General features: G+C 57.1%; 22 protein-coding genes. 11 read left to right on the forward strand and 11 right to left on the reverse strand.

From position 1 onward, the window contains the following. Complete coding sequence (gene ehuD / locus VF694_RS02795; RefSeq protein ID WP_003802883.1) at nucleotides 1-693, forward strand: ectoine/hydroxyectoine ABC transporter permease subunit EhuD; 693 nt, start codon at nucleotides 1-3, stop codon at nucleotides 691-693. Beyond that, complete coding sequence (gene ehuA / locus VF694_RS02800) at nucleotides 690-1,478, forward strand: ectoine/hydroxyectoine ABC transporter ATP-binding protein EhuA (protein ID WP_003802881.1); 789 nt, start codon at nucleotides 690-692, stop codon at nucleotides 1,476-1,478. Before ehuD ends, ehuA begins: the two co-directional genes overlap by 4 nt. 344 nt (nucleotides 1,479-1,822) lie before the next feature. Here ehuA and thpD read toward each other — a convergent pair whose 3' ends face one another. From thpD to VF694_RS02825, 5 genes are all read right to left on the reverse strand, one after another. After that, a complete protein-coding gene (gene thpD, locus VF694_RS02805; RefSeq protein ID WP_003802877.1) occupies nucleotides 1,823-2,746 on the reverse strand; it encodes an ectoine hydroxylase in 924 nt (307 codons plus the stop codon). An 18-nt stretch (nucleotides 2,747-2,764) separates the two neighbouring features. Continuing rightward, nucleotides 2,765-3,157 carry an ectoine synthase gene (locus tag VF694_RS02810; RefSeq protein ID WP_059317968.1) on the reverse strand — a complete coding sequence of 131 codons (393 nt, stop codon included), beginning with the start codon at nucleotides 3,155-3,157 and terminating at the stop codon, nucleotides 2,765-2,767. Then, a complete protein-coding gene (ectB, locus tag VF694_RS02815) occupies nucleotides 3,157-4,464 on the reverse strand; it encodes a diaminobutyrate--2-oxoglutarate transaminase (protein WP_003802871.1) in 1,308 nt (435 codons plus the stop codon). The genes VF694_RS02810 and ectB overlap by 1 nt, the downstream gene beginning before the upstream one ends. 95 nt (nucleotides 4,465-4,559) lie before the next feature. Continuing rightward, complete coding sequence (gene ectA, locus VF694_RS02820; protein ID WP_003802869.1) at nucleotides 4,560-5,117, reverse strand: diaminobutyrate acetyltransferase; 558 nt, start codon at nucleotides 5,115-5,117, stop codon at nucleotides 4,560-4,562. Continuing rightward, the gene (locus tag VF694_RS02825; RefSeq protein WP_003802867.1) at nucleotides 5,114-5,641 is read right to left on the reverse strand and encodes a MarR family winged helix-turn-helix transcriptional regulator; all 528 of its coding nucleotides are present in this window, start codon (nucleotides 5,639-5,641) and stop codon (nucleotides 5,114-5,116) included. Before VF694_RS02825 ends, ectA begins: the two co-directional genes overlap by 4 nt. 426 nt (nucleotides 5,642-6,067) lie before the next feature. Here VF694_RS02825 and yddG point away from each other — a divergent pair, with 426 nt between their 5' ends. Continuing rightward, nucleotides 6,068-7,036 (forward strand): aromatic amino acid DMT transporter YddG, encoded by a 969-nt coding sequence (gene yddG / locus VF694_RS02830; RefSeq protein ID WP_240208530.1) that lies wholly within the window; start codon nucleotides 6,068-6,070, stop codon nucleotides 7,034-7,036. 107 nt (nucleotides 7,037-7,143) lie between these two features. On the opposite strand, the gene tldD is transcribed toward yddG, so the two are convergent. Continuing rightward, entirely contained in the window at nucleotides 7,144-8,604 is a 1,461-nt protein-coding gene (gene tldD, locus VF694_RS02835; RefSeq protein ID WP_059317970.1) for a metalloprotease TldD, read from the reverse strand. Between the two features lie 527 nt (nucleotides 8,605-9,131). Here tldD and VF694_RS02840 point away from each other — a divergent pair. After that, entirely contained in the window at nucleotides 9,132-9,476 is a 345-nt protein-coding gene (locus tag VF694_RS02840) for an H-NS histone family protein (protein WP_003802861.1), read from the forward strand. 93 nt (nucleotides 9,477-9,569) lie between these two features. Here the strand turns inward: VF694_RS02840 and VF694_RS02845 are convergent, their stop codons facing one another. After that, entirely contained in the window at nucleotides 9,570-10,220 is a 651-nt protein-coding gene (locus VF694_RS02845; protein ID WP_059317971.1) for a DUF4136 domain-containing protein, read from the reverse strand. A gap of 158 nt (nucleotides 10,221-10,378) precedes the next feature. Here VF694_RS02845 and pepN point away from each other — a divergent pair, with 158 nt between their 5' ends. Next, nucleotides 10,379-13,057: an aminopeptidase N gene (gene pepN / locus VF694_RS02850; protein WP_440163665.1), complete on the forward strand. Its 2,679-nt coding sequence runs from the start codon at nucleotides 10,379-10,381 to the stop codon at nucleotides 13,055-13,057. Continuing rightward, a complete protein-coding gene (locus VF694_RS02855; protein WP_003802856.1) occupies nucleotides 13,054-14,079 on the forward strand; it encodes a class 1 fructose-bisphosphatase in 1,026 nt (341 codons plus the stop codon). The genes pepN and VF694_RS02855 overlap by 4 nt, the downstream gene beginning before the upstream one ends. A 243-nt stretch (nucleotides 14,080-14,322) precedes the next feature. Here the strand turns inward: VF694_RS02855 and VF694_RS02860 are convergent, their stop codons facing one another. Next, nucleotides 14,323-15,309: a quinone oxidoreductase family protein gene (locus tag VF694_RS02860; protein WP_165477518.1), complete on the reverse strand. Its 987-nt coding sequence runs from the start codon at nucleotides 15,307-15,309 to the stop codon at nucleotides 14,323-14,325. A gap of 145 nt (nucleotides 15,310-15,454) precedes the next feature. Between VF694_RS02860 and VF694_RS02865 the strand changes: the two genes are divergently transcribed. Further along, the gene (locus VF694_RS02865; RefSeq protein ID WP_131070714.1) at nucleotides 15,455-16,315 is read left to right on the forward strand and encodes a DMT family transporter; all 861 of its coding nucleotides are present in this window, start codon (nucleotides 15,455-15,457) and stop codon (nucleotides 16,313-16,315) included. A 4-nt stretch (nucleotides 16,316-16,319) separates the two neighbouring features. Here VF694_RS02865 and VF694_RS02870 read toward each other — a convergent pair whose 3' ends face one another. The 3 genes from VF694_RS02870 to VF694_RS02880 form a co-directional block, all read right to left on the reverse strand. Further along, nucleotides 16,320-17,390, reverse strand: coding sequence for a tartrate dehydrogenase (locus VF694_RS02870; protein WP_059317973.1), 1,071 nt, complete (start codon nucleotides 17,388-17,390; stop codon nucleotides 16,320-16,322). Nucleotides 17,391-17,517: 127 nt separating this feature from the next. After that, nucleotides 17,518-18,456 carry a 2-hydroxyacid dehydrogenase gene (locus VF694_RS02875; RefSeq protein ID WP_131070715.1) on the reverse strand — a complete coding sequence of 313 codons (939 nt, stop codon included), beginning with the start codon at nucleotides 18,454-18,456 and terminating at the stop codon, nucleotides 17,518-17,520. Beyond that, nucleotides 18,456-19,958 carry a helicase HerA-like domain-containing protein gene (locus VF694_RS02880; protein WP_131070716.1) on the reverse strand — a complete coding sequence of 501 codons (1,503 nt, stop codon included), beginning with the start codon at nucleotides 19,956-19,958 and terminating at the stop codon, nucleotides 18,456-18,458. Before VF694_RS02880 ends, VF694_RS02875 begins: the two co-directional genes overlap by 1 nt. A gap of 139 nt (nucleotides 19,959-20,097) precedes the next feature. On the opposite strand from VF694_RS02880, the gene VF694_RS02885 reads away from it, so the two are divergent. From VF694_RS02885 to nadD, 4 genes are read left to right on the forward strand one after another with little or no spacing between them, the layout of a single operon-like run. Next, nucleotides 20,098-20,829 carry a YebC/PmpR family DNA-binding transcriptional regulator gene (locus tag VF694_RS02885; RefSeq protein WP_003802844.1) on the forward strand — a complete coding sequence of 244 codons (732 nt, stop codon included), beginning with the start codon at nucleotides 20,098-20,100 and terminating at the stop codon, nucleotides 20,827-20,829. Between the two features lie 47 nt (nucleotides 20,830-20,876). Continuing rightward, a complete protein-coding gene (gene purD / locus VF694_RS02890; RefSeq protein ID WP_003802842.1) occupies nucleotides 20,877-22,166 on the forward strand; it encodes a phosphoribosylamine--glycine ligase in 1,290 nt (429 codons plus the stop codon). A gap of 21 nt (nucleotides 22,167-22,187) precedes the next feature. Next, complete coding sequence (gene hemF, locus VF694_RS02895; RefSeq protein ID WP_003802840.1) at nucleotides 22,188-23,093, forward strand: oxygen-dependent coproporphyrinogen oxidase; 906 nt, start codon at nucleotides 22,188-22,190, stop codon at nucleotides 23,091-23,093. Further along, nucleotides 23,084-23,701 (forward strand): nicotinate (nicotinamide) nucleotide adenylyltransferase, encoded by a 618-nt coding sequence (nadD, locus tag VF694_RS02900; protein ID WP_003802838.1) that lies wholly within the window; start codon nucleotides 23,084-23,086, stop codon nucleotides 23,699-23,701. The genes hemF and nadD overlap by 10 nt, the downstream gene beginning before the upstream one ends. Nucleotides 23,702-23,703: the final 2 nt, after the last annotated feature.

Here is a 23,703-nt window from a genome sequence, read left to right on the forward strand (position 1 = left end):
ATGCTGTTTGGTATTGAATGGGACACCAGCAGCAATGGAGCATTTGCGCTGTCTATCCTGCCTATCCTGCTCAAAGGTTTATGGGTGACCATCCAGGCCGCCGTGCTGGGTTTTGGTGTTGCCGCCGTGTTAGGACTGATTCTGGCAGGCCTGAAAAGCGTGCGTCTGCGCCTGATCTCCTGGCCCGCCTATGTGTTGACCGAGTTCCTGCGCGACACGCCATTGCTTGTGCAATTGTTTTTCCTGTACTACGTACTGCCGGACTACGGCATCGTGCTGCCCGCCTTCCTGACCGGCGCACTGGCACTGGGTGTGCAGTACAGCGCATATCTGTCGGAAGTTTATCGGGCCGGTCTGGAATCCGTCACCCACGGGCAGACTGAAGCTGCCCGTGCGCTGGATATTTCCCCATTGCGCACCTTTATGGTCATCACCCTGCCCCAGGCCATCCCCCGCATCATTCCAGCCATGGGCAACTACTTGGTATCCATCATGAAAGACGTGCCCGTGCTTTCTGTTGTATCGGTGCTGGAAGTGCTGAATGTGGCCAAGATTATTGGTGACCGTACCTTTAACTACATCATTCCCCTGTCCATGGTGGGCGGCCTGTACCTGCTGCTGACCCTGCTGGCTTCAGCGGGGATACGAGCACTGGACCAACGTTTGCCCAAGCAAGGAATCCCTCTGCGATGATCGACACACTCTCCAAGCCCATCATTGAATTTGAGCATGTCACCAAAAAATTCGGTGACGTCACCGTGCTGGATGCCTTGAACTTTCAAGTCAGGCGGGGTGAAAAAGTCACTATTATCGGCCCCTCAGGATCGGGCAAATCAACGGTGCTACGTATCCTGATGACGCTGGAAACCATAGACGACGGCGTCATTACGGTCGCGGGCAAACCCCTGTGGCATGAACGTGTCAACGACCAGTTGGTCCCCGCCAGCCAAAAGCATTTGCGCGAAATGCGCAAGGAAATGGGAATGGTATTTCAGCAGTTCAATCTGTTCCCTCACATGACCGTAATGCGCAACGTGACCGAAGCCCCCATGCATGTACTGGGCCTGTCCAAGGAGCAAGCGCGCGAACGAGCCACCAAATACCTGGATCTGGTGGGTCTGATCGACCATGCGGACAAATTCCCCAGTCAGCTCTCGGGCGGTCAGCAACAACGTGTGGGCATTGCCCGCGCTCTGGCCATGGAGCCGAACATTTTGCTGTTCGATGAGCCCACCTCGGCACTGGACCCAGAGCTGGTCGGCGAAGTGCTGGGCGTGATTCAGAAGCTGAGCCAGGAACAGGATCTGACCATCTTGCTGGTGACCCACGAAATGCAATTTGCCAAGGAGGTGTCAGACCGCGTCTGTTTCTTTGACAAAGGCGTGATCGTGGAATCCGGTCCGCCAGAGCAAGTGTTCTGTCACCCGCAGGAAGCACGGACTCAGGCCTTTTTGAGCAATTTCATTCAAGCGGCGTAGTCAATCCCCAGTGGTGGGCCACTTCTGCCACTGAGATGCTCCTCATTTAGCGACGCTGGCGGCAAGGTGAGACTTCAAGCCGTTTACACCACGCCCCCGCTGGCACTCAAGGCTGAGGCACTCGTCCATCCCAATACCGTGGTAACCAAGGGCCTGGCGGCCCCGCACCCGTCAGGCCTGCCGTATCGTGGCGCCCTCTCGAGTGTCTGACCTGCGCTTTTCTGAGCGTCAGAACCTGAGTCTGCCACTGAAAACCTGCCCATACAAAAAAACGCCCCCCGGAAATAAATCCAGGGAGCGTTTTATCGAGCCAAGGTCTCAAAAACTACAGACCCTCCGCTTGTTCAAGACTCCAACAGCGGCCCATCCAATGGCTTAAGGACGGGGAAATGTCCACGTGTGGCTACATGTGCAGGCCGAGGGGTCAGACCCTGCTTGGGCTCACCCACACAATTTTCCACGCTATTGTAGACCGTGAACACATTGGCTCGTGGCCAAGGCGAAATATTGCTGGCTGAACCATGCAAGGTATTGCAGTCAAAAAAGATCACGGAACCGGCTTTGGCCGTAATGGCTTCGATTCCACCCTGATCGACCAGCAAACGCAAGCTGATCGGGTCAGGCACGCCATACTCCTGCTTGCGCAAGGACTCCTTGTAGTGATTGTCCGGCGTCTGCCCAGTGCAGGAAATGAACTGACGGTGTGAACCCGGCACCAGCATCAGTGGCCCATTGCACACATTATTGTCCGTAAGCAGCACCGAACAACTCAAGGCGCGCATTTGGGGCATCCCGTCTTCAATATGCCAGGTCTCGAAGTCCGAATGCCAATAGAACTCCTTGCCGGTAAAGCCCGGCTTCAGGTTGGCACGGGACTGATGCACATAGACTTCCGAGCCCAGAATCTGGCGGGCCACATCCAGCACCCGCGGGTCCCGCACCAGGCGGGCAATCAGGTCGCTCAGCTCATGCACCCGAAAGATCGAACGCACCGCCTGGCTGCCCTTTTCAACCACGGCTTCTTCACGCGACAAAATGGCGGGGTCTGCACTCATGGCCTGGACATTACTCAGCAGCGCCTGCACTTCCTGCGCATTGAACAAGTCAGGCAACAGCAAAAAGCCATTGTCCTCATATTCGCGCAGTTGGGCCCGATTCAAGGGCTGGCTACCTACCGGGTCCGGATACACCACCGGCTCCTGACGGCTGACGATGGCCGCCGTTCGTTCTGTACGGGATGTGTACAGATCGCTCATGGTCACTGTCATCATGCTCTCCTTAAGATGTCAGTCTTCCACAATAGCGGGATAGACCCCTTTCTCATCGTGAACTTCCTGACCGGTCAAGGGCGGATTGAACACGCATATCACCCGCAATGGCTCCTTGCCACCGCGCAGATAGTGCTCATCGTGCTGATCCAGGGCGTAGACCACGCCTGGCCCCAACTCGTACTTCTTGCCGTCGGCTACCGTTTCAATTTCACCGTCGCCTTCAATGCACCACACCGCCTCCAAATGATTCTGGTAGTGGATGTGCGTCTCAGTGCCCGGAAAAATAACGGTTTCGTGAAAAGAAAAGCCCATGCCGTCTTTCTTGAGCAAGACACGGCGACTGACCCAGGTGTCCGTGCGCACCTCGTCACGGGTTCCAATCACATCTTTGACGTTTTTGACCAGCATCAGCGTGCTCCTCCAATCTTCAGAATCTTGGCCTGACTGCCGCGTTTGGACAGGCACTGGGCGACACTGCGCTCAATGATGTCCAGACCTTGGCTGAGCTCCTCGTTGCTGATCGTGAGCGCCGGCAGCAGCTTCAACACCTCGTCGTGGGCCCCCGAGGTCTCAATGACCAAACCCTGCTTGAAGGCCTGGGCCGCAATTTCATTAGCCAGACCCGCACCGGGCGGCGTGACCAGACCTTGAATCAGTCCGCGTCCCCGCACACTCAAGCCCCGATCCGGGTAGCTGTGCACCAGATTTTCCAGCCAGTCGCGCACCTGTCGCTCCTTGGCCTGGATTTCCGTCTCGAAGTCCTCATTGGCCCAGTAACTTTCCAGAGCCTGGGCGGCCGTCACAAATGCCAGGTTATTGCCACGGAAGGTGCCGTTATGGGCGCTGGGCTTCCACACATCCAGCTCAGGGCGCAACAGGACCAAGGACATGGGCAAGCCAAAACCGGACAACGATTTGGACAGTGTAATGATGTCAGGACTGATGCCGGCCTGTTCAAAGCTGAAGAAACGACCAGTACGACCACAACCGACCTGAATGTCATCGACAATCAGCAACATGTCATGTTCGCGGCACAGGCGTTGCAACTCGCGCAACCAGCGCTGTGTGGCCACGTTCACGCCTCCTTCACCTTGCACGGTTTCCACGATGACCGCGGCAGGATGGTCCAGGCCGCTGCTGGGGTCTTCCAGCAAGCGCTCCAGATAGGCCATCGTATTGACGTCCGGCCCCAGGTAACCGTCATACGGCATAAACGAGGTATTGCCCAGGGCCACACCTGCCGCACTGCGGAACTTGGAATTTGCCGTCACTGCCAGGGAACCCGTGCTGACGCCGTGGAAACCGTGCGTAAAGGAAATCACATTCTGGCGCCCCTTGACCTGTCGCGCCAGTTTTAACGCCGCCTCCACGGCATTGGTGCCCGTCGGGCCCGTAAACTGCAGGCGATAATTCCACCCGCGCGGTTTGAGCAGTATCTTGTCCACCGCTTCCAGAAAATACTTCTTGGCGCTGGTGGCCATATCCAAACCATGTACCAAGCCGTCGGTGTTCAGGTACTCAATCAGCTTTTCTTTCAAGTGGGGATTGTTATGCCCGTAATTGAGCGTACCGGCTCCACTGAAAAAATCGATGTATTGCCTGCCTGACTCGTCCTCCAAAACCGAGCCTCGGGCTTTGTTGAAAATGACCGGAAAGGACCGGACGTAGCCCCTTACTTCAGACTCCATCCGGTCGAATATTTTTAAGTCAGTCATATTTCCTCTCCTGGTTATAGAACGGCGTGTCTTGAGCCGACAAACAACAATCAGCGAACCAGACCGGCTCTACCGTTCTTTTGCGTAAAGTCCCCTTATCCTGAGTCCAAGGGGCCGATTCGTAATAGAGGTTCTGCCTCGTGTGCCTGCGCGGCAAACAAAGCAGTATCAAAAAATGCGTGTTCCTGCAGGGGTGCTCCCCAACGGCGCGCCATCGCTGCAAACAAGCCACGCGAGGCCAGGTTGCCGGGGCTGACTGTCGTTTCCAGAAAGCGCCAGTCACGGTCACTCAGACCTTGTCTTAAGTGTTCCAGCATGGCCTGTCCCAGACGCTGCCCACGGGCGCGCTCATGCACCGCCACTTGCCAGACAAAGAGCACATCGGGACGGTCGGGGAGAAAGTAGGCAGAGATGAAACCGTCTATTTGTTCCCCCCGCTGCGCAACAACGCAGGTCCGGGAAAAATGCTCGCTGAGCAGCAAATAGAGATATTCAGAATTCAGATCCAACGGTGGGCAGGCGGCAATCAGCTGATGGATGGCCGCCGCGTCACGCAGCACGGGCGCACGCAATACCAGCGCCGGAACAGCGGGGGCAGGCCCGGCAGCACCCACGCTGCCTGTCGCGCTGCCCGTATCCGGTCGGGCCGTCACACCACCAACCCGGATTCGGGGGGCACATCCCCTTCCGGGACCTCTAGAATAGGGGAAGCCGTCTCATCGGCCTCCAGCACGACATCCGGATCCGCATCAAGCAGGCGAACAATGCGCTCCAAGGACAGCGTCATGGTGGCTTGCTCCAGCTCAGGCAGCTCTTTGAGGGCGTCCGACAACTTCTTTTGCAACGGGGATGGTGTATCACGGGCCAAGGTCTTGCCTTCCGGTGTGGCACTGACAAATACAATGCGGCGGTCTTCCCGACCACGCTCGCGCAACACCAGCTTCTTGTCTTCCAGACGATCCAGAATCCCCACTACGGTGCTGGGGCTGACGTGCATTTCGCGACTGATGGCCGTCGCCGTCAAGGGCCCCTTCTCAATAATGGTGCGCAGGCAGATCAACTGGGGCGCGGTGATATTGCTGTACGCCGACAGCTGCCGGGAATGCAGGGCAATCGAGCGCGTGATCTGGCGCAAAGCCCGCAAAATTCGTAAATCGTAATGTTGATCCGTAGTCATTTAATTAGCCAAACAAAATAATTCAGCACTATTAATTCGTGTTGAAATGATATCCGCAGAAAATATTCAAGTCAAACCGATTTACACTCAAAATCATACGGAGCGTAAACAGAAGGTTCGACTCAAAACTCAAGAAAATGTAAGTATTCCAACTTGTCGCCCTCTCCAGGGGGGTAGACAAAATGGCCTGTTATCCTTGTCCTCCCGTCCTCACAAGGGGTACGAGCGCGCACCGCGCCTGCAGTACACTGCTACAAACGGTCCGCCCACACGGCCTGGATCGCTGTCAGCACCCATCCCTGGCGCTCAAGCTCTGCTTACAGACAGCCAGATCCGGATACAAAGCCGGCCCATTAACCCATAAGTGTCCCCAGCAAGTAAAGCCGCCTGCCGCCCAGGGCACGCTCGGCAGACATTGAAACCCGCATGAAACAATCTGATAAAGCCACCCTGATCGGGCTGATGGCCATCATCTTATGGAGCACGATTGTCGGCCTGATCCGCAGCGTCAGCGACTATCTGGGCCCTACCGGCGGCGCGGCCCTGATTTATACCTTGGCCTCCGTCTTTTTGCTTTTATCAGCTGGATGGGTGAGGCTGCGCGAATTTCCGCGCCTTTATCTGTTCTGGGGCAGCATCCTCTTTGTCTGCTATGAGCTCTGCCTGGCCCTATCGATTGCTTATGCGCATAACAGCCGGCAAGCCATTGAGGTGGGCATGGTCAATTATCTCTGGCCGACCTTCACCATCGTGGCGGCCATTTTATTCAAGCAACAGAAAGCCAATTGGCTGATCGTCCCGGGCCTGTTTTTGTCCATGTTGGGCATCAGCTGGATTCTCGGTGGTGAGCAAGGCTTGAATCCGAACAGCGTCTGGCTCAACGTGCAGGACAACCCCTTGAGCTATGGCCTGGCACTGAGCGGGGCCCTGATCTGGGCTGGCTACAGCACCATGACCGCACGCATCGCGCAGGGTAAAAATGGCATCACCTTATTTTTCATGCTGACCGCGGCCACCTTGTGGATGAACCATCTGTTTCAGGGAGCTCCTAGCCTGACAGTGTCGACACCGGCTCTGGTGTATTTGCTGTTGGCTGCCAGCGCGATGGGTTTTGGCTATGCAGCCTGGAATGTCGGCATTTTGCACGGCAATATCACCCTGCTCGCCGGTGCCTCCTACTTTATCCCGGTATTTTCGGCGGCCTTGTCCAGCCTGCTACTGCGCACGCCATTGGCGACAAGCTTCTGGCAAGGCTCAGCCATGGTGTGCTCGGGCGCCTTGCTATGCTGGCTGGCCATCCGGCTTCGCCAGCCCAAAGTGCTCAAGAACGCGCAACCTGCTGAAAAGTCGCGCTGCATCTCTGCCGACGCAGCGGGGCCCCCGGGGCAACAATAACAAAGTAAAAGCGATTTGTTGCGGCGCAATATAAAAACAAAAAACCGCTCCTGCTTAATTCAAGCAGAAGCGGTACGAATAACCATTTAATTAGCTGGCAAATTAAATCAGGCGGTACCACCCACGGTCAGATTTTCCATTCGCACGGTAGGAATCCCTACCCCAACAGGGACACTTTGACCTTCTTTACCGCAGGTCCCTACCCCAGGATCGAGCTGCATATCATTGCCGATCATGCTGATTTGATTCATGGCATCCGGGCCACTGCCGATCAAGGTGGCGCCTTTGACGGGATACATCAATTTGCCGTTTTCAATGACCCAGGCCTCCGAAGCGGAAAAAACAAACTTACCGCTCGTAATATCAACCTGCCCACCACCAAAGTCCACAGCATATAAGCCTTTCTTGACCGAAGCGATGATCTCCTGAGGATCTTTATCGCCACCCAACATAAACGTGTTGGTCATGCGCGGCAAAGGCAAGCTGGCATAGGATTCACGGCGGCCATTGCCGGTAATGGCCGCACCCATCAAGCGCGCATTATGGGTATCTTGCAAATACCCTTTCAAAATACCGTCCTCGATCAGAACCGTACGTTGCGTGGCATTGCCTTCATCATCCATATTCAAGGAGCCACGACGGTTTTCCAGGGTGCCGTCGTCAATGACGGTTACCCCTTTGGACGCCACACGCTGGCCAATACGGCCCGAGAACAGGCTGCTGCCGCGACGGTTGAAGTCGCCTTCCAGACCGTGGCCCACGGCTTCGTGCAGCATGACACCAGGCCAGCCTGGGCCTAGAACCACCGTCATCTGACCGGCAGGCGCAGGCTTGGCCTCCAGATTGGTCATGGCCGAGCGCACGGCCTTGTCCACATAGGCACGCAGCATGTCGTCGGAAAAGTACGACAGATCCACCCGGCCGCCACCCGCTGCCGAACCACGCTCACGACGGCCATTTTGTTCGACAATCACCGACAGGGACAAATGCACCAGGGGACGGACATCGGCGGCCAGACGACCATCGCTGCCCGCAACCAGCACCACATCATATTCCGCCCCCAGGCTGGCCATAACTTGCACCACACGCGAATCGGCTGCCCGAGCCAAGGCGTCCAGACGCCCCAACAAAGCCACTTTTTCTGGCGCAGGCAAGCTGGCAATGGGGTCCGTTCCGGTATAAAGCGTCGCACGCTGCGAATCGGCCGGCACCAAAATCCCGCTTTTTCCCGAGCCCCCCTGACGGGCAATGGAACGCACCACGCGCGCCGAAGACAGCAAGGCCTCAGGACTTAAGGAGTCCGAATAGGCAAACGCGGTTTTCTCGCCGCTCAGCGCGCGCACACCCACGCCCTGCTCAATCGAGAAACTGCCGCTTTTCACAATGCCCTCGTCCAGGCTCCAGCCCTCGCTGCGGGTGTACTGAAAATATAAATCGGCATAGTCAGCCTGATGGGTGAAGATTTCACCCAGCGCACCGGACAGGTGGCTTTCATGCAAGCCCCAAGGCTCGAGCAACAGACCACGGGCGCATTCCAGGGCATTGATTGCCGGATCAACTAGCTTCATCGTTTATTCCTACTGACAGATCCCTGGCAAGCCCACGGCTGCAAGGGACGAAAATGGGTACCGACAGACGCACTGACATCCATTCGGTTTCCGTCCATCTGAGCATTAAAACAGAATGTGCCACCGTATGCGATGCCCACGTACTGAACCGGCTATTTTCGGGCTTTCCGACGCTGAATCAGGCAGCTCCCCTAATCGCGACAAAAAACTCCAATTACGACATTTTCTGATACCTAATTAAAATTATTTTATATTTTTCTTAATTAAAAATTCAGCTATATGGTTTTTGTATAAACCCATTCAAAATCATGATAACCCCTGATTAGTTTAAATAATCACGCCCCATAGAATTGACTAATGACTATAAACAATTACAGAGACTAAACAGTTTTTTTGAATTAACGTTTATTTTTTTCAAACCACTTATATTTTCAAGGAAATCAAAGTACACTGTTTTCGCATGATAAACATGAGCTCGTGCAGGCAGGGTTTATCAGATAACTACAAACATGAAACAGGAATCCTATATGTCAGTCGAAACTTACAGCTCCGCAAAGCAGAAGATAGAAAAAGAGATTCTGCGTCTTCAAAAGCAGATGAAATCCCTTCGAGTCAAACAGCGTCGTCCTGTCATCGCATCCATCGTCAAATCCATGCAAGATAACGAGATCACGATTGAGGAAGTCGCTGAAGCTCTGGAAAACTCTGCTCGTCGTGGTGCTGGTGCGTCCACCGGCCCCAAAACCAGCCTGCCTCCCAAATACCGTCACCCCGGCACCCAGGACACCTGGACGGGCCGTGGTCGCCCCCCACGCTGGATCATTGACGCAGAAGCCAATGGCCGCAGCCGTGAAGAGTTCCTTATCAAATAAGCTCTGGAACCAAACAAAAAAAAGGGACCGTTTTCCAAACGGTCCCTTTTTTATTGTTATAAATTTTTGACTTAATCCCAGACTGCTGACGACTCAATCCCGAGGCAGTGGATAGCGGATATCAATCACCTGTCCATTATTACCAGGGAAGCGATCAAATATGGCCTGGGACAAAAATGGCATCTGCTGGGCCAGGTTGTCGGAATGGCTATAAGACACGGCCGTAGCACGATACACTTCTGTGCCCGAGTTTCGATTATCTGTAATAATTACATTTAGATAATTCTTATACACGGTAACCGGAACGTTCACGACATTCGGCGAATAAAAGAACCCGCCTGCCCAACCATCATTTGGCGCATAATAGCCACGTCCCATTCCCCACCCGGTCGGGCCATAAAAACTATCGGCAAATTGCGGCACCCAGCTTTGTTCCTGAGGATTGCCATAATCCATTTTCACCACAAAGCGCGCTGACTTCAGGTTCGGGGCCTCCACCAGCCCGGTCACGCCAATCGAGGCGCGTACCGAATCGGCAAAAGACTGGTACTCCAGATTATTGCTATCGCCTGGTATAGGCTGAATGTAATAGGTCTCTCCACTGGCGTTCGCGGGCCACTGTTGATAGCGTGTCAATTTGGCAGACCAACTAGGCGCAGCGCACGCCGTGGTCAAGGCGGCAAACGCCAGACTCAGCAGACGCAGGGCGCGCCAGGAAAATACTTCAGAAAGTAAGCTCATCATTTCACCCCTGCTTGTTTTCACTTACACGTTCAAGCCATTTGAGCACAGCGCCAGGGCGCCGACGAGCATTTAGTTTACTGCCTGTTTCCCCCCTCCAGTGTGGGCGTTCAAACAACATTACAATAGACCATCTTTTTCGATTGTCGGACCAGGATTACATGCGCACAGACACCTTACCCACGATCTCCCGCCACGATTACCAGCCCTACCCCTATCAGATAGATCAGGTTCGGCTGGAGTTTGACTTGGCGGCCGAGCAAACCCTGGTTCGGCTGGCTTTTCGAGCCCGCAGCCGGGACGGCCAGATTCAACCTCTGGTACTGGATGGCGAGGACATTGAACTGCTGGAAGTCAGTCTTGACGGCAACTTGGTGTCCCCTCAGGATTACCTGCTCAATGATCAGGGCCTGACCCTGTCGCCCCCAGCAGCAGAGTTTGATCTGGTCCTGGTCAGCCGTTGTCGCCCGCAAGAAAACACCATGCTGATGGGCCTGTATGTATCGGGCAACAGCCTGTTTACCCAATGTGAAGCCCAGGGCTTTCGACGCATCACCTTCTTTCCCGATCGCCCTGATGTGATGTCCCGTTATGAAGTGGTACTGCGCGGCGATGCCACGCTCTACCCCTATTTGCTCTCCAATGGCAATTTGCTTGAAAGCACCACCTTGGACGATGGCCGTAAGCAGGCAGTATGGGAAGACCCCTTTCCCAAGCCCTCTTATTTATTTGCCCTGGTCGCCGGCGACTTTGATGTACGCGAGCGCGAAATCAAAAAAGCCAATGGCCAGCCTGCCCTGTTGCAGGTTTATTGCGATCGTGGAGACGGCGATAAAACAGAGTGGGCCATGCAATGCCTGGAGCACTCAGTACGATGGGATGAGCAACGCTTTGGCCTGGCGCTGGATCTGGACCGTTTCATGATCGTGGCCGCCCGCGACTTCAATATGGGCGCCATGGAAAACAAAGGCCTGAACATCTTTAATTCCGCCTATGTGCTGGCCGATGCCGAAAGTACAACTGATGCATCCTTCCACGCCGTGGAGGCCGTCATTGGTCACGAGTATTTTCACAACTGGACCGGCAACCGCGTTACCTGCCGCGACTGGTTCCAGCTCTCCTTGAAAGAAGGCCTGACGGTTTTCCGTGACCAGGAATTTTCCGCCGACATGCTGGCTCAAGGCCTGGACGGCGCCCAAGCGGCCAGCGCCCGCGCTGTCAAACGGATTGATGATGTCAGTGTGCTGCGTGCTGCTCAGTTCCCCGAGGATGCCGGCCCGATGGCCCACCCCATCCGACCCGAGAGCTATCAGGAAATCAGCAACTTCTACACGGCCACGATTTACGAGAAAGGCGCTGAAGTCATTCGTATGCAGCACACGCTGCTGGGCGAGGACAATTTCCAGGCGGGCATTCGGGAGTACTTCAAACGCCATGATGGGCAGGCCGTCACCTGCGATGAGTTCGTGGACTGCATGGACAGCGTCTATCGTCAGGTCAAGCCAGGCCAAAGCCTGGATCAGTTCCGCCGCTGGTATCAGCAGGCAGGCACACCCCGCGTGCAGGTCAGCCTGACTCATGACGCAGCCAAACAGACTGCCACCCTGACTCTGCGCCAAAGCAATGCCCCCGCCGGGATCGAGGACAAGGCCGCGGTCAAACCGCCCTTGCACATCCCTTTTGCCCTGGGAATGCTCGATCAGCACGGCCAGCCGCTCAGCCTGCACCTGGATGGGCAAAAGGGCGAAACGCTGGTCCTGGACTTTACCGAGGCCGAGCAAAGCTGGACCTTTACGCACATCCCTGAAGCACCGGTCCTGTCCTTGCTGCGCAACTTCTCGGCTCCAGTCAAGGTGGACTATTACCGTCCGGACGCCGAACTGGCCTTGCTGGCCTGTCACGACACCGACCCCTTTGCCCGCTGGGAAGCAGCTCAGTTGCTGGCAACCCGCCTGATTCTGTCCTCAGCATCCGGACGCACTCCTTCGGCGGCACAACAGGCCACCGTGGTGCAGACCTGGCACGCTCTGGTGCAAGATCCTGCGCTGAGCCCGGCCTACAAGGCCCGCATTCTGTCCCTGCCCAGCGAGCGCGAACTGCTGGAACAGACCCAGCCCATGACCCCGCGCGCAATCGTTCAGGCCCGCCGTCAACTACAACGCGAACTGGGACTGGCCCTGACGCCCTACTGGCAAGAGCTCTATCAGTTCCTGAGCCTGGAGCAAGCTCCCTACAGCCCCGACGCGCTGCAAGCCGGTCAGCGCTCCTTGCGCAATCTTGCCTTGAATTATTTACTGGTCGCGGGAGTGAGCACTGGCCCGCAACTGGCGCGCAACCAGTACGATCAGGCGACCAACATGACTGATCGTCTGGGCGCGCTCAGCGCCCTGGTGAACTATGGCGACCCAGAAGATCGCCAGGACGGCCTGGACGACTTTTTCCAGCGCTGGCAGGACAATCCTCTGGTGTTGGATCGCTGGTTCAGCCTGCAAGCTACCGCCCCAAGCACTCAGGTCGCCCAGGTACGGGCTCTGATGTTGCATCCAGCTTTCTCGATGCGCAATCCCAACCGCGCACGCTCGCTGATTTTTCAGTTCTGCATGAATAATATGCAGGCCATACATACCCCGGAAGGCTATGCCTTCTGGGCTGAACAAGTGATTGCTCTGGATAAGCTCAACCCGGAAATCTCTGCCCGTCTGGCTCGGGTCTTTGATAACTGGGCCCGCTTTGAACCCCAAGCCCGCGACCCGCTCAAAGCAGCGCTGGAGCGCATTCAGGCTGAGCCCGGCCTGTCGGGCAATGTGGCTGAAATCGTAAATAAAGCATTAACTCTTTGACCTCGGAGTCTGTCTTGAAGAAAAACCTTACTCAGTATCTGGTAGAGCAACAACGCCAGAAAAAAACGGTCACCGCCGATGTGCGCCTGCTGCTCGAGACCGTCGCTCGCGCCTGCAAGGCCATCGGTCATGCCGTCAGCAAAGGAGCGCTGGGCGGCGTTCTGGGCTCTCTGGACTCCGAGAACGTCCAGGGCGAAGTGCAGAAGAAACTGGATGTACTGTCCAATGAAATCCTGCTGGAAGCCAATGAATGGGGCGGCAACCTGGCGGCCATGGCCTCCGAGGAAATGGACACCCTGCACCGCATTCCCGACTACTACCCCAAGGGCGAAAACCTGCTCTTGTTCGATCCGCTGGATGGCTCGTCCAACATCGACGTGAACGTCTCCATTGGCACCATTTTCTCGGTGCTGAGCGTACCGCCCGAAGCACGTGACCGCGTGATCGAAGAGCAGGACTTCCTGCAACCCGGCGTGCGTCAGGTGGCCGCCGGTTATGCTATTTACGGCCCACAAACCATGCTGGTGCTGACGGTAGGTGATGGCGTGGCCGCCTTCACGCTGGACAAGGAAATGGGCTCCTGGGTGCTGACCACCGAGCGCATCACCATCCCTGAGGACACCTCGGAATTTGCCATCAACATGTCCAATATGCGTCACTGGGAAGCCCCGGTAAAACGCTATATCGACGACTGCCTGGCGGGTCCCGAAGGCCCGCTGGGCAAGAACTACAATATGCGCTGGATTGCCTCCATGGTGGCAGACGTCCATCGTATCCTGACCCGCGGTGGCATCTTCATGTACCCACGCGATGCGCGCGCCTCCGGTCGCAAAGGCAAGCTGCGTTTGATGTACGAAGCCAATCCCATGAGCTTCCTGGTCGAGCAGGCCGGTGGCATGTCGATTGACGGCACCCAGCGCATTCTGGACGTACAGCCTACCGAACTGCACCAGCGTATTGGTGTGATTCTGGGTTCACGCAACGAAGTCGAGCGCGTGCGTCAGTATCACGAGCAAGGCTGATTCCAGACCGATGAGTATCGGCAGCCACCTCGCTGCCAGATGACAATGGCCTCCTTAGCGGAGGCCATTTTTTTTTAGCGCTTCTTATACGACAAGGCTGTCGGGTTTACAGCAAGACAGGGCGGTCAAGCTGCCTTGTGCCCTCGCGGCAAGCAGAATAAAGCCGATACAAAACGAGGCTGTGCACCTGAAAACCCGGACGGCTTGTCTTAACGCGACCACGCACTACAATCCTGGCCCGCGTCAATCCAGGGTCAAGACCGTGGAACCGGTCGTGCGGCGTCCCGCCAGGGCTTCATGAGCCTGAGCCACCTGATCCAGCGGGAAGCGCTGACCAATCAATGGCTTGATCTTGCCTTGCAGTACCAGCTCGAACATCTCATCGGCAGCAGCCTGCATGGTTTCCTGTGTCGGCACATAAGCACCCAGCACAGGGCGAGTCACATACAGGGAGCCCTTGGATGCCAGCGTCGCCAGATTCACGCCTGTCACCGGGCCGGAGGCATTGCCAAAACTGACCATCAAGCCGCGTGGCTGCAAGCAGTCCAGCGAGCGCTCCCAGGTATCCTTGCCCACGCCGTCATACACAACAGGTACTTTCTGGCCATTGGTCAATTCCAGCACGCGCTGCACCACGTCTTCGTGGGAATAATCAATCACTTCCCAAGCGCCATTTTCTTTCGCCAAAGCGGCTTTCTCGGGACTGGAAACCGTACCAATCAACTTCACGCCCAAGGCACGCGCCCACTGGCAGGCGTACAAACCGACGCCACCGGCCGCCGCATGAAACAGAATCGTCTGGCCTTCGTGCACGCGATAGGTCTGGCGCAGCAAATACCAGCAGGTCAGACCTTTCAGCATCATGGCTGCAGCCTGCTCAAACGTGATTCCATCAGGAATACGCACGACTCGATCGGCAGGCACGTTACGTGCCTCGGCATACGCTCCCAAGGGGCTTTGACCGTAAGCAACACGATCGCCCACTTTCAGGTGCCTCACCCCCTCCCCGACCGCCTCAACAATGCCGGAGGCCTCAAAACCCAAGCCATGTGGCAACGGGCTGCTATAGAGACCATTACGGAAATAAATATCGATAAAGTTCAAACCCACCGCCTTTTGGCGTATGGTGACTTCCTTTTCCTGCGGGGCAGGCAAGGCTACCGAAGCCCACTGCAATACTTCAGGGCCGCCATTACGTTCAATCCGTATCGCCTTGACCATCTGGGTCATTGTTTTACTCCTTTGATGAGGGGCCCTTGGCAATGTCTTAGAATAATGCCTTGCACCGATTGCCTGCCCCGCTCGCCCTATCACTGGCTGACATAAAACACCAGAATAGCCTAAATTGACTTCTTTTTTTCTGGGATCGCTATCCATGACGCATGGACGTGCCCTGGCTGCCATACATGTGGCGGCCGTTCTGTTCGGACTGACCGGTATTTTTGGTGAACTGATCCAGGTCGGCGCCATGCTGATTACCGCAGGCCGAGCCAGCTTTGCGGTTCTGGCCTTGTTTATCAGCATCCGCTCGCAAGGGCGCGGTTTGGGTCAGGGCATGAAAGCAGCGGACTTTCGTACCTTGCTCCTGGCCTCCATCATGCTGGCCATTCACTGGGCCACTTTTTTTGTGGCCGTCAAAGTGGGCGGTGTGGCCATTGCCACCCTGGGCTTTGCCAGCTTCCCGGCCTTCATTACCTTGTGTGAATGGGCCGTGCTGCGCGAGCGCGTTACCGTATCGGAATGGGTCATTCTGGCCCTAGTCACCTTGGGCTTGTTATTGGTTACCCCATCTTTCGACTTCCAGGACCAATCCACTATTGGCCTGGCCTGGGCGGTTGCCTCGGGCTTTACCTTTGCCATGTTCACCTTGATTAACCGCCGTGCGGCCAAGCACCTGTCGGCACAACAAGTGGCCTGGTGGGAAAACCTGTTTGTCGCCCTGATGTGCTGGCCCTTCGCCCTGCCACTGCTGGGCGACAGTACTTGGATGGACTGGGTATGGATTGCGCTGCTGGGGGTGTTTTGTACGGCTTTGTCGCACTACCTGCTGGTCTCTGCGCTCACCGTGCTGAATGCCCGCAGCGCCGGGATTGTGATCGCCCTGGAGCCTGTCTATGCCATCGCCTTTGCGGCACTGCTTTTTGCTCAATACCCCAGCAGCCGTGCGCTGCTGGGCGGTGCCATCATGATTGGCGCCATCACTTGGGCAGGCTTGCGCCCACCCAAGTCCCGCTAATGGTCTAGGCCATCGCCTCCAGAACCTGGGCAATGGCGGCACCGACTTCTGCGGTGCTGGCCTGCCCACCCAGATCCGGCGTACGTGGGCCATTGGCCAGAACCTGCTCGATGGCTTGCACCACTTCGGCGGCTGCCTGGGGGTAGCCCAGGAAATCCAGCATCAAGGCACCACTCCAGATCTGACCGACCGGGTTGGCAATGCCTTTGCCGTAGATATCCGGTGCCGAGCCGTGTACGGGCTCAAACAAGGATGGGAACACGCGCTCGGGATTCAGGTTGGCCGACGGCGCAATGCCAATGGTGCCGGTACATGCCGGGCCCAGATCGGACAAGATGTCGCCAAACAGGTTGGAAGCCACCACCACATCAAACCAGTCCGGGTGCTGCACAAAGTGCGCACACAGAATATCGATGTGATACTTGTCCCACTTCACGTCAGGGTAGTGCTCGCCCATGGCGGCCACGCGCGAATCCCACCACGGCATGGAGATCGAAATACCGTTGGATTTGGTCGCCGCAGTAACGTGTTTACCGCGTTTTTTTGCCAGTTCAAAAGCGAACTTCAAGACACGGTCTGTACCGGTACGGGTAAACACACTTTCCTGAATCACCACCTCGCGCTGCGTGCCTTCAAACATGATGCCGCCGCTATTGGAGTACTCGCCTTCGGTATTCTCGCGCACGATAAAGAAATCAATATCGCCAGGCTCACGACCTGCCAGCGGCGAACGCACGCCGGGCATCAAGCGCACCGGGCGCAAGTTGATGTACTGGTCAAATTCACGACGGAACTTGAACAGGGACTCCCACAGGGAAACATGATCCGGCACCAGATCGGGCCACCCCATTGCGCCAAAGAAAATGGCCTCGGTATCCATTAGTTGGGCTTTCCAGTCCGAGGGCATCATGACACCATGCTTCTGGTAATAGTCCGAGCTCCAGTCCAGCACCTTCCAATCAAAATTGATGGCGTGACGACGAGCGACCACCTCCAAAATACGCAGCCCTTCTGGCATGACTTCCTTGCCGATCCCATCTCCCGCGATCACGGCAATACGATGAACGTTACTCATTCCTCTTTCCTTGTGGTTTTACATGGCCGCAACGGCCTTATTCTGACAAGATGCTGCCCCGCTCAGGAAACAGCAAGCGGCCTGCCCGCGTCCCCGGTGCTGGCAGGCTGACCGAAACTGAAAATGCTTAATACCCCAGCGTGTGATCGACTTGCCCTGAAGCAGGCTTGCCTTGCTGCAACAGCACGATACGCGAGCCGATCTGCTCCAAGGCCAGGTCACGCACGGTGATGCCCGAGATATGCGGCGTAACCATCACAGAGGCAATACCCCAGTAGGGATGATCAGCCGGCAAGGGCTCCTGGGTAAACGCATCGAGCAAGGCGCCAGACAAATGGCCACTTTGAAGTGCTTCCACCACGTCAGCATCCACCAGATGCCCACCACGAGCCACATTGATCAAAAAGCCGCCCGGCTGCAGATGCGACAGAAGCTCGCGATTGATCAGACCTTCGGTTTGCGCAGTCAAGGGCAACGCATTGACCAGAATACGACTGGCCGAGACACAGTCTTTCAGCCCCTGATCACCGGCATAGCAAGGGAAATCCGCTTCACGCAGCCGACGGGACCAACCCTGTACGGGATAACCCAGACTGGCGATCACCTGGGCTATCTTGCTGCCAATCGCCCCCAATCCCAGCACCGCGACCGGCCACTGGCGACGATCAATCGGGCGATACGCCTTCCACGTACCCTTTCGCGCTTGCTCCTCATAAGGCGTGAAACGACCCACAGCACGCAAAACACCGTACAAGGCATATTCCGCCATTTGCTCGGCCATGCCAGCATCTTCAAGGCGATATAAGGGCATGCCAGCCGGAATAGAACCGGCCACTGCGTCCACGCCCGCGCCCAGATTAAACGTAGCGCGTAAGTCGGGCTCCTGCTGAAACAGGATCGGGTCCGGTTGCCACACCACGGCGTAAGTCGCACCCGTGCTGGGCTGTCCGGGGACGAACTCATCAACCTTCCAATCGGGATAGGCGTTGCGAAACTCCTGCGCCCACCGAGCGGTTTCAGTTGACCGCGCCGTAGCGATGATCAAATGAGGCTGTGATACTGGCATTAACGCTTCCCCCCGAACAAAGATCCCAACACCCCACGCAGCACTTTGGTCGCGGCCCGTTTGGTTTCCGTTTTGATCATGCTCTGCACCAAACCATCCTTTTTGCCACCTCGTGGCCCGGTTGATCCAAACAGAAAATCATTGACCACACCCATCAGCCCTTCGTCCTTGACTGCTGGGCCACCGGCTTGTGTTGCTCCAGCCGCCCCATTGGCAGCCGCATCCGCCGCCTTTTTCGCCAGCACCTCGTACGCCGATTCCCGGTCAATGGCCTGGTCATACTTCAAGCCGAGCAAGGAGGCCTGACGCACCATCTGTCGCTCAGCCTCCGTAGCCGGGCCAATCCGACTGCCCGGCGCCACCAGCCAGGCGCGCTCGGTAGGTGTGGGAATACCCTTGGCATCGAGCATGGATACCAGCGCCTCGCCCACACCCAGCTCGGTAATGGCCGCCTCAATGTCCAGGCCGGGATTGGGACGCATGGTTTGCGCCGCTGTTTTGACCGCCTTCTGATCGCGTGGGGTAAAAGCGCGCAAAGCATGTTGAACCCGATTGCCCAGTTGACCCAATACCGTGTCGGGAATATCCAGCGGGTTTTGCGTCACGAAATAAATACCTACCCCTTTGGAGCGGATCAGGCGCACCACCTGCTCGACTTTCTCCAGCAAGGCCTTTGGCGCGCCGGTAAACAATAAGTGGGCTTCATCAAAAAAGAACACCAGACGAGGCTTGTCCAGATCCCCCACCTCCGGCAGGCGCTCGTACAAATCAGCCAGCATCCAGAGCAGAAACACCGCGTACAAGCGCGGCGACTGCATCAGCTTGTCGGCAGCCAGTACATTGATCATGCCGCGCCCGGAGGCATCGGTACGAATCCAGTCCATGACATCCAGAGCAGGTTCGCCAAAGAAACGATCCGCCCCCTGGGTTTCCAGACGCAGCAAGGCGCGCTGGATGGCTCCGACACTGGCCGCGGCAATATTGCCGTACTGGCTGCGCAGTTGGGCCGCACGATCCGACACATCCAGCAGCAAAGCCCGCAAATCTTTCAAATCCAGAATCAGCTGCCCCTCGTCGTCGGCCACACGAAACACGATATTCAGAATGCCTTCCTGGGTATCGTTCAATTCCAGAATCCGGGAGAGCAGTAACGGCCCCATGTCGGAGATCGTGGCGCGAACCGGATGGCCCTGCTCGCCAAAGATGTCCCAGAAGGTGACCGGGTTTGCCCCCCAGACCGGCTCTGGCAGGCCCAGCCGCTGCAGGCGCTCCTGCAGTTTGGGGTTGGCTTGTGCTGCCTGGGATATGCCGCTCAGGTCGCCTTTGGCATCGGCCAGGAAAACGGGCGTTCCCAGCCGGGAGAAGGCTTCGGCCAACACTTGCAAGGTGACGGTCTTGCCGGTCCCGGTGGCGCCCGTAATGCAACCGTGACGGTTGGCCAGCGCAGGCAGCAGATAGACGGGAGTATGGCTGTTTTGAGCAAGCAAAATCGGATCGGCCATGATTGTTTGTTCTCTTCCAGATAGAATGCCAAGTGCCTAGATTCTAGCGACTTTCACCCAAGCTCGGGCCTTGTCGCCCAGACAGGTTAAAATAGATCTGTTTTTCTTTGAACGTAGTCTACTGAATTGGTAATACTTTATGGCCGGACATAGTAAATGGGCGAATATTCAGCACCGTAAGGGTCGTCAGGACGCAAAACGGGGCAAACTTTGGACCAAGATCATTCGTGAGGTCACCGTGGCCGCACGTACCGGCGGCCCTGACCCCGAGTCCAACCCACGTTTGCGCATGGCCTGGGACAAGGCAACCGCAGCCAATATGCCCAAAGACAATATCCTGCGTGCCATCCAGCGCGGCGCAGGCGGCGCGGATGATGCCAACTACGAAGAAATTCGCTACGAGGGCTATGGCATTAACGGTGCTGCCGTGATCGTGGACTGCATGACCGACAATCGTCAGCGCACCGTCTCGGATGTGCGTCACGCCTTTACCAAAAATGGCGGCAATCTGGGTCTGGACGGCTCGGTGGTGTTTCAATTCCGCCACTGCGGCCAGTTCCTGTTCGCCCCGGGCACCTCGGAGGACACCATCATGGAAATCGGCCTGGAGGCCGGTGCCGACGATATCGTCACGGACGAAGAGGGCCTGATTGAAGTGCTGTGCGCTCCCTCGGACTACCCGGCTGTGCAGGCTGCCTTTCAGGCCGCAGGCCTGACGCCTGAGGTCGAAGGCGTGGTCATGAAGGCGCTGAATGAAACCGAACTGAGCGGCGAGGACGCCGCCAAAATGCAAAAACTTCTGGACGCACTGGAAGGCCTGGACGATGTTCAAGAGGTCTACACCACCGCCGTCATGGACGAAGCCGAATAAGCCATTTCTGTAACCTCCTCTTTGCGGGCCCTGCCCGACTCATCACTATGAAGCTACTTGTTGTCGGCAGCGGCGGCCGTGAACACGCCTTGGCATGGCGCCTGGCCCAATCTGCACGTGTGCAGACTGTCTACGTTGCCCCTGGCAATGGCGGCACTGCGCGTGCCGAACGTATTGAAAACCTGGCCATCACCGATATCCAGGAACTGATTGCCTTTGTGAAGCAAGAGAAAATTGCCTTCACCGTCGTCGGCCCGGAGGCCCCGCTGGCAGCCGGTATCGTGGACGCTTTCCGGGCGGCCGGCCTGAAGATCTTCGGCCCCACCCAGGCAGCAGCCCAGTTGGAAAGTTCCAAAGACTACGCCAAGGCCTTTATGGTGCGTCACAACATTCCAACGGCGGCCTACGCCACCTTTACCGACCCCGAGGCGGCCAAGGATTACATCCGCCAGCAAGGCGCTCCGATTGTGGTCAAGGCCGATGGCCTGGCCGCCGGCAAGGGCGTAATCGTGGCCACCACGCTGGAAGAAGCGCTGGGTGCGATTGACGACATCCTCGGTGATGGCCGCTTTGGTGCTGCCGGTGCCCGCGTCGTGGTGGAAGAATGCCTGACCGGCGAGGAAGCCAGCTTCATCGTGATGTGTGACGGCAAAAATGTGCTGCCCATGGCGACCAGCCAGGACCACAAGCGTTTGAAAGATGGCGACCAAGGCCCCAACACCGGCGGGATGGGCGCGTACTCGCCTGCGCCTATCGTCAGCCCCACGCTGCACAACCGCATCATGCGCGAAGTCATTCACCCCACCATGCAGGGAATGGCCAAGGAAGGCCTGCCCTACTCCGGCTTCCTGTATGCCGGCGTCATGATTGGCGATGGCCCGGATGCCACCCGTCCCATCAAGGTACTGGAATTCAACTGCCGCATGGGCGATCCTGAAACCCAGCCCATCATGATGCGCATCAAGAGCGATCTGACCGAAACCTTCGAGCTGGCTCTGGCCGGCAAACTGGACGAAGCCACGATTGAATGGGATCGTCGTACTGCTATTGGTGTGGTTCTGGCCGCGGCCAACTACCCCGAAGAACCCCGCACGGGCGATGTCATCACCCAGTTTGCCAACGATACCGACGAGTGCATCACCTTCCACGCTGGCACCCAGATGAAGGACGGCGTCGTGGTGACCACGGGCGGCCGTGTGCTCTGCGTGACCGCAATGGCCGATTCCATCCGTCGTGCCCAGGAAGCAGCCTACCAGGCCATTTCCCAGACTCATTTTGACGGCAAACAATTTCGCACCGATATTGGCTGGCGCGCCCTGCCCAGCAGCGAAACCTGATTTACGCAGCAAGGTCTTTCCATGTCTTTACCCATTGATACCGTCCAGGCTTATTTCCGTCAGTTGCAAAGCCACATCGTGGACACCCTGGAGCAATTGGACGGCACGCCCTTCGAGTCGGACCAATGGGATCGTCCAGAAGGCGGGGGCGGCTTGTCCCGCCTGCTGGAGAACGGCCCCGTGTTCGAACGGGCAGCCGTTTTGTTCAGCCACGTCAAGGGGCATACCCTGCCCCCCTCGGCCAGTGCTCACCGTCCAGAGCTGGCCGGTCGCCCCTGGGAGGCCATGGGGGTATCGCTGGTGATTCACCCGCGCAACCCCTTTGTGCCCACCACGCACATGAACGTGCGTATGTTTGTGGCTCAGGCCCAGACAGCGGACCAGGCCGATGTGTTCTGGTTTGGCGGCGGTATGGACTTGACGCCCTACTACCTGAACGAGGACGATGCCCGTCATTTCCATCAGGTCTGCCACGACGCCCTGGCCCCACATGGTGAGGATTACTATCCGCGCTACAAGCGCTGGTGCGACGAGTATTTCTATCTGAAGCATCGCAACGAAACCCGCGGTATTGGCGGCATTTTCTACGATGACCTGAACGAGCCCGGCTTTGAGGCCAGCTTCGCACTGACGCGCTCGGTAGGCAATGCCTTTACCGACGCCTACGTACCCATAGTGCGTGCCCGCATGGATCACGCCTATACACCAGCGCACCGGGACTTCCAGGCCATACGCCGTGGGCGCTACGTCGAGTTCAATCTGGTGTTTGACCGGGGCACCCTCTTTGGTCTGCAGTCGGGAGGACGTACTGAATCCATCCTGCTGTCCATGCCTCCTCAAGCAAACTGGCGCTACAACTGGTCGCCCGAACCGGGCACGCCGGAAGCGGCCCTGGCGCAATATCTGGTGCCGCGCGAATGGATTTAAAGCGTGTAGGGCTTCTGGGAGGCAGTTTTGATCCCATCCACAAGGCTCACGTCGCGCTGGCGCTCGCCGCGCTTGAGCAATTGCAGCTGGATCAGGTACAGCTTCTGCCTGCCGCCCAGCCCTGGCAACGCGATGCGCTGGGCGCCAGCGCCCAGGATCGTCTGGCCATGGCGGAACTGGCGGCGCAAGGCCACTCCGGCTTGCGGGTGAACCCGGTAGAGATCGAACGCGGCGGCCCCACCTACACCATAGACACCGTGCGCCAGTTGCCTGCCGGAACACGGTTTTTCTGGATTTTAGGCAGCGATCAGTTGCATAATTTTTGCAGCTGGAACGACTGGCAGGAAATTCTCGAGCACGTCGAACTGGCTGTTGCCCAGCGCCCTGGCAGCCCCTTGGAAACGCCCGCGGCCTTGCAGCAGGAACTGAGCCGGCTTCAACGCCGTTTACATCAGATCGACTTTCTTCCCATGGATGTCTCGGCGACCCAGATTCGGGAGCGAGTGCAGCGTGGTGACAACATCACAGCCCTGGTCCCGGAAAAAGTCGCTCAATACATTGACAAAAAACGGCTCTATCTTTCCCACCCACAGGCGCGCCCTGTATAGTT

The organism is Alcaligenes sp. Lyrl_28, assembly GCF_051948705.1.
Taxonomy (GTDB): Bacteria; Pseudomonadota; Gammaproteobacteria; order Burkholderiales; family Burkholderiaceae_B; genus Alcaligenes; species Alcaligenes ammonioxydans.

Bases quoted from the DNA above. Each gene is read 5' to 3' on its own strand.
- VF694_RS02825 (WP_003802867.1), bottom strand. From the start codon at position 5,641: ATGACTACGGATCAACATTACGATTTACGAATTTTGCGGGCTTTGCGC.
- ehuA (WP_003802881.1), top strand. From the start codon at position 690: ATGATCGACACACTCTCCAAGCCCATCATTGAATTTGAGCATGTCACC.
- VF694_RS02870 (WP_059317973.1), bottom strand. From the start codon at position 17,390: ATGAGTAACGTTCATCGTATTGCCGTGATCGCGGGAGATGGGATCGGC.
- ehuD (WP_003802883.1), top strand. From the start codon at position 1: ATGCTGTTTGGTATTGAATGGGACACCAGCAGCAATGGAGCATTTGCG.
- hemF (WP_003802840.1), top strand. From the start codon at position 22,188: ATGTCTTTACCCATTGATACCGTCCAGGCTTATTTCCGTCAGTTGCAA.
- VF694_RS02860 (WP_165477518.1), bottom strand. From the start codon at position 15,309: ATGACCCAGATGGTCAAGGCGATACGGATTGAACGTAATGGCGGCCCT.
- VF694_RS02840 (WP_003802861.1), top strand. From the start codon at position 9,132: ATGTCAGTCGAAACTTACAGCTCCGCAAAGCAGAAGATAGAAAAAGAG.
- yddG (WP_240208530.1), top strand. From the start codon at position 6,068: ATGAAACAATCTGATAAAGCCACCCTGATCGGGCTGATGGCCATCATC.
- nadD (WP_003802838.1), top strand. From the start codon at position 23,084: ATGGATTTAAAGCGTGTAGGGCTTCTGGGAGGCAGTTTTGATCCCATC.
- VF694_RS02880 (WP_131070716.1), bottom strand. From the start codon at position 19,958: ATGGCCGATCCGATTTTGCTTGCTCAAAACAGCCATACTCCCGTCTAT.
- VF694_RS02845 (WP_059317971.1), bottom strand. From the start codon at position 10,220: ATGATGAGCTTACTTTCTGAAGTATTTTCCTGGCGCGCCCTGCGTCTG.
- tldD (WP_059317970.1), bottom strand. From the start codon at position 8,604: ATGAAGCTAGTTGATCCGGCAATCAATGCCCTGGAATGCGCCCGTGGT.
- pepN (WP_440163665.1), top strand. From the start codon at position 10,379: ATGCGCACAGACACCTTACCCACGATCTCCCGCCACGATTACCAGCCC.
- purD (WP_003802842.1), top strand. From the start codon at position 20,877: ATGAAGCTACTTGTTGTCGGCAGCGGCGGCCGTGAACACGCCTTGGCA.
- VF694_RS02875 (WP_131070715.1), bottom strand. From the start codon at position 18,456: ATGCCAGTATCACAGCCTCATTTGATCATCGCTACGGCGCGGTCAACT.
- ectB (WP_003802871.1), bottom strand. From the start codon at position 4,464: ATGACTGACTTAAAAATATTCGACCGGATGGAGTCTGAAGTAAGGGGC.
- VF694_RS02885 (WP_003802844.1), top strand. From the start codon at position 20,098: ATGGCCGGACATAGTAAATGGGCGAATATTCAGCACCGTAAGGGTCGT.
- VF694_RS02865 (WP_131070714.1), top strand. From the start codon at position 15,455: ATGACGCATGGACGTGCCCTGGCTGCCATACATGTGGCGGCCGTTCTG.
- VF694_RS02810 (WP_059317968.1), bottom strand. From the start codon at position 3,157: ATGCTGGTCAAAAACGTCAAAGATGTGATTGGAACCCGTGACGAGGTG.
- thpD (WP_003802877.1), bottom strand. From the start codon at position 2,746: ATGACAGTGACCATGAGCGATCTGTACACATCCCGTACAGAACGAACG.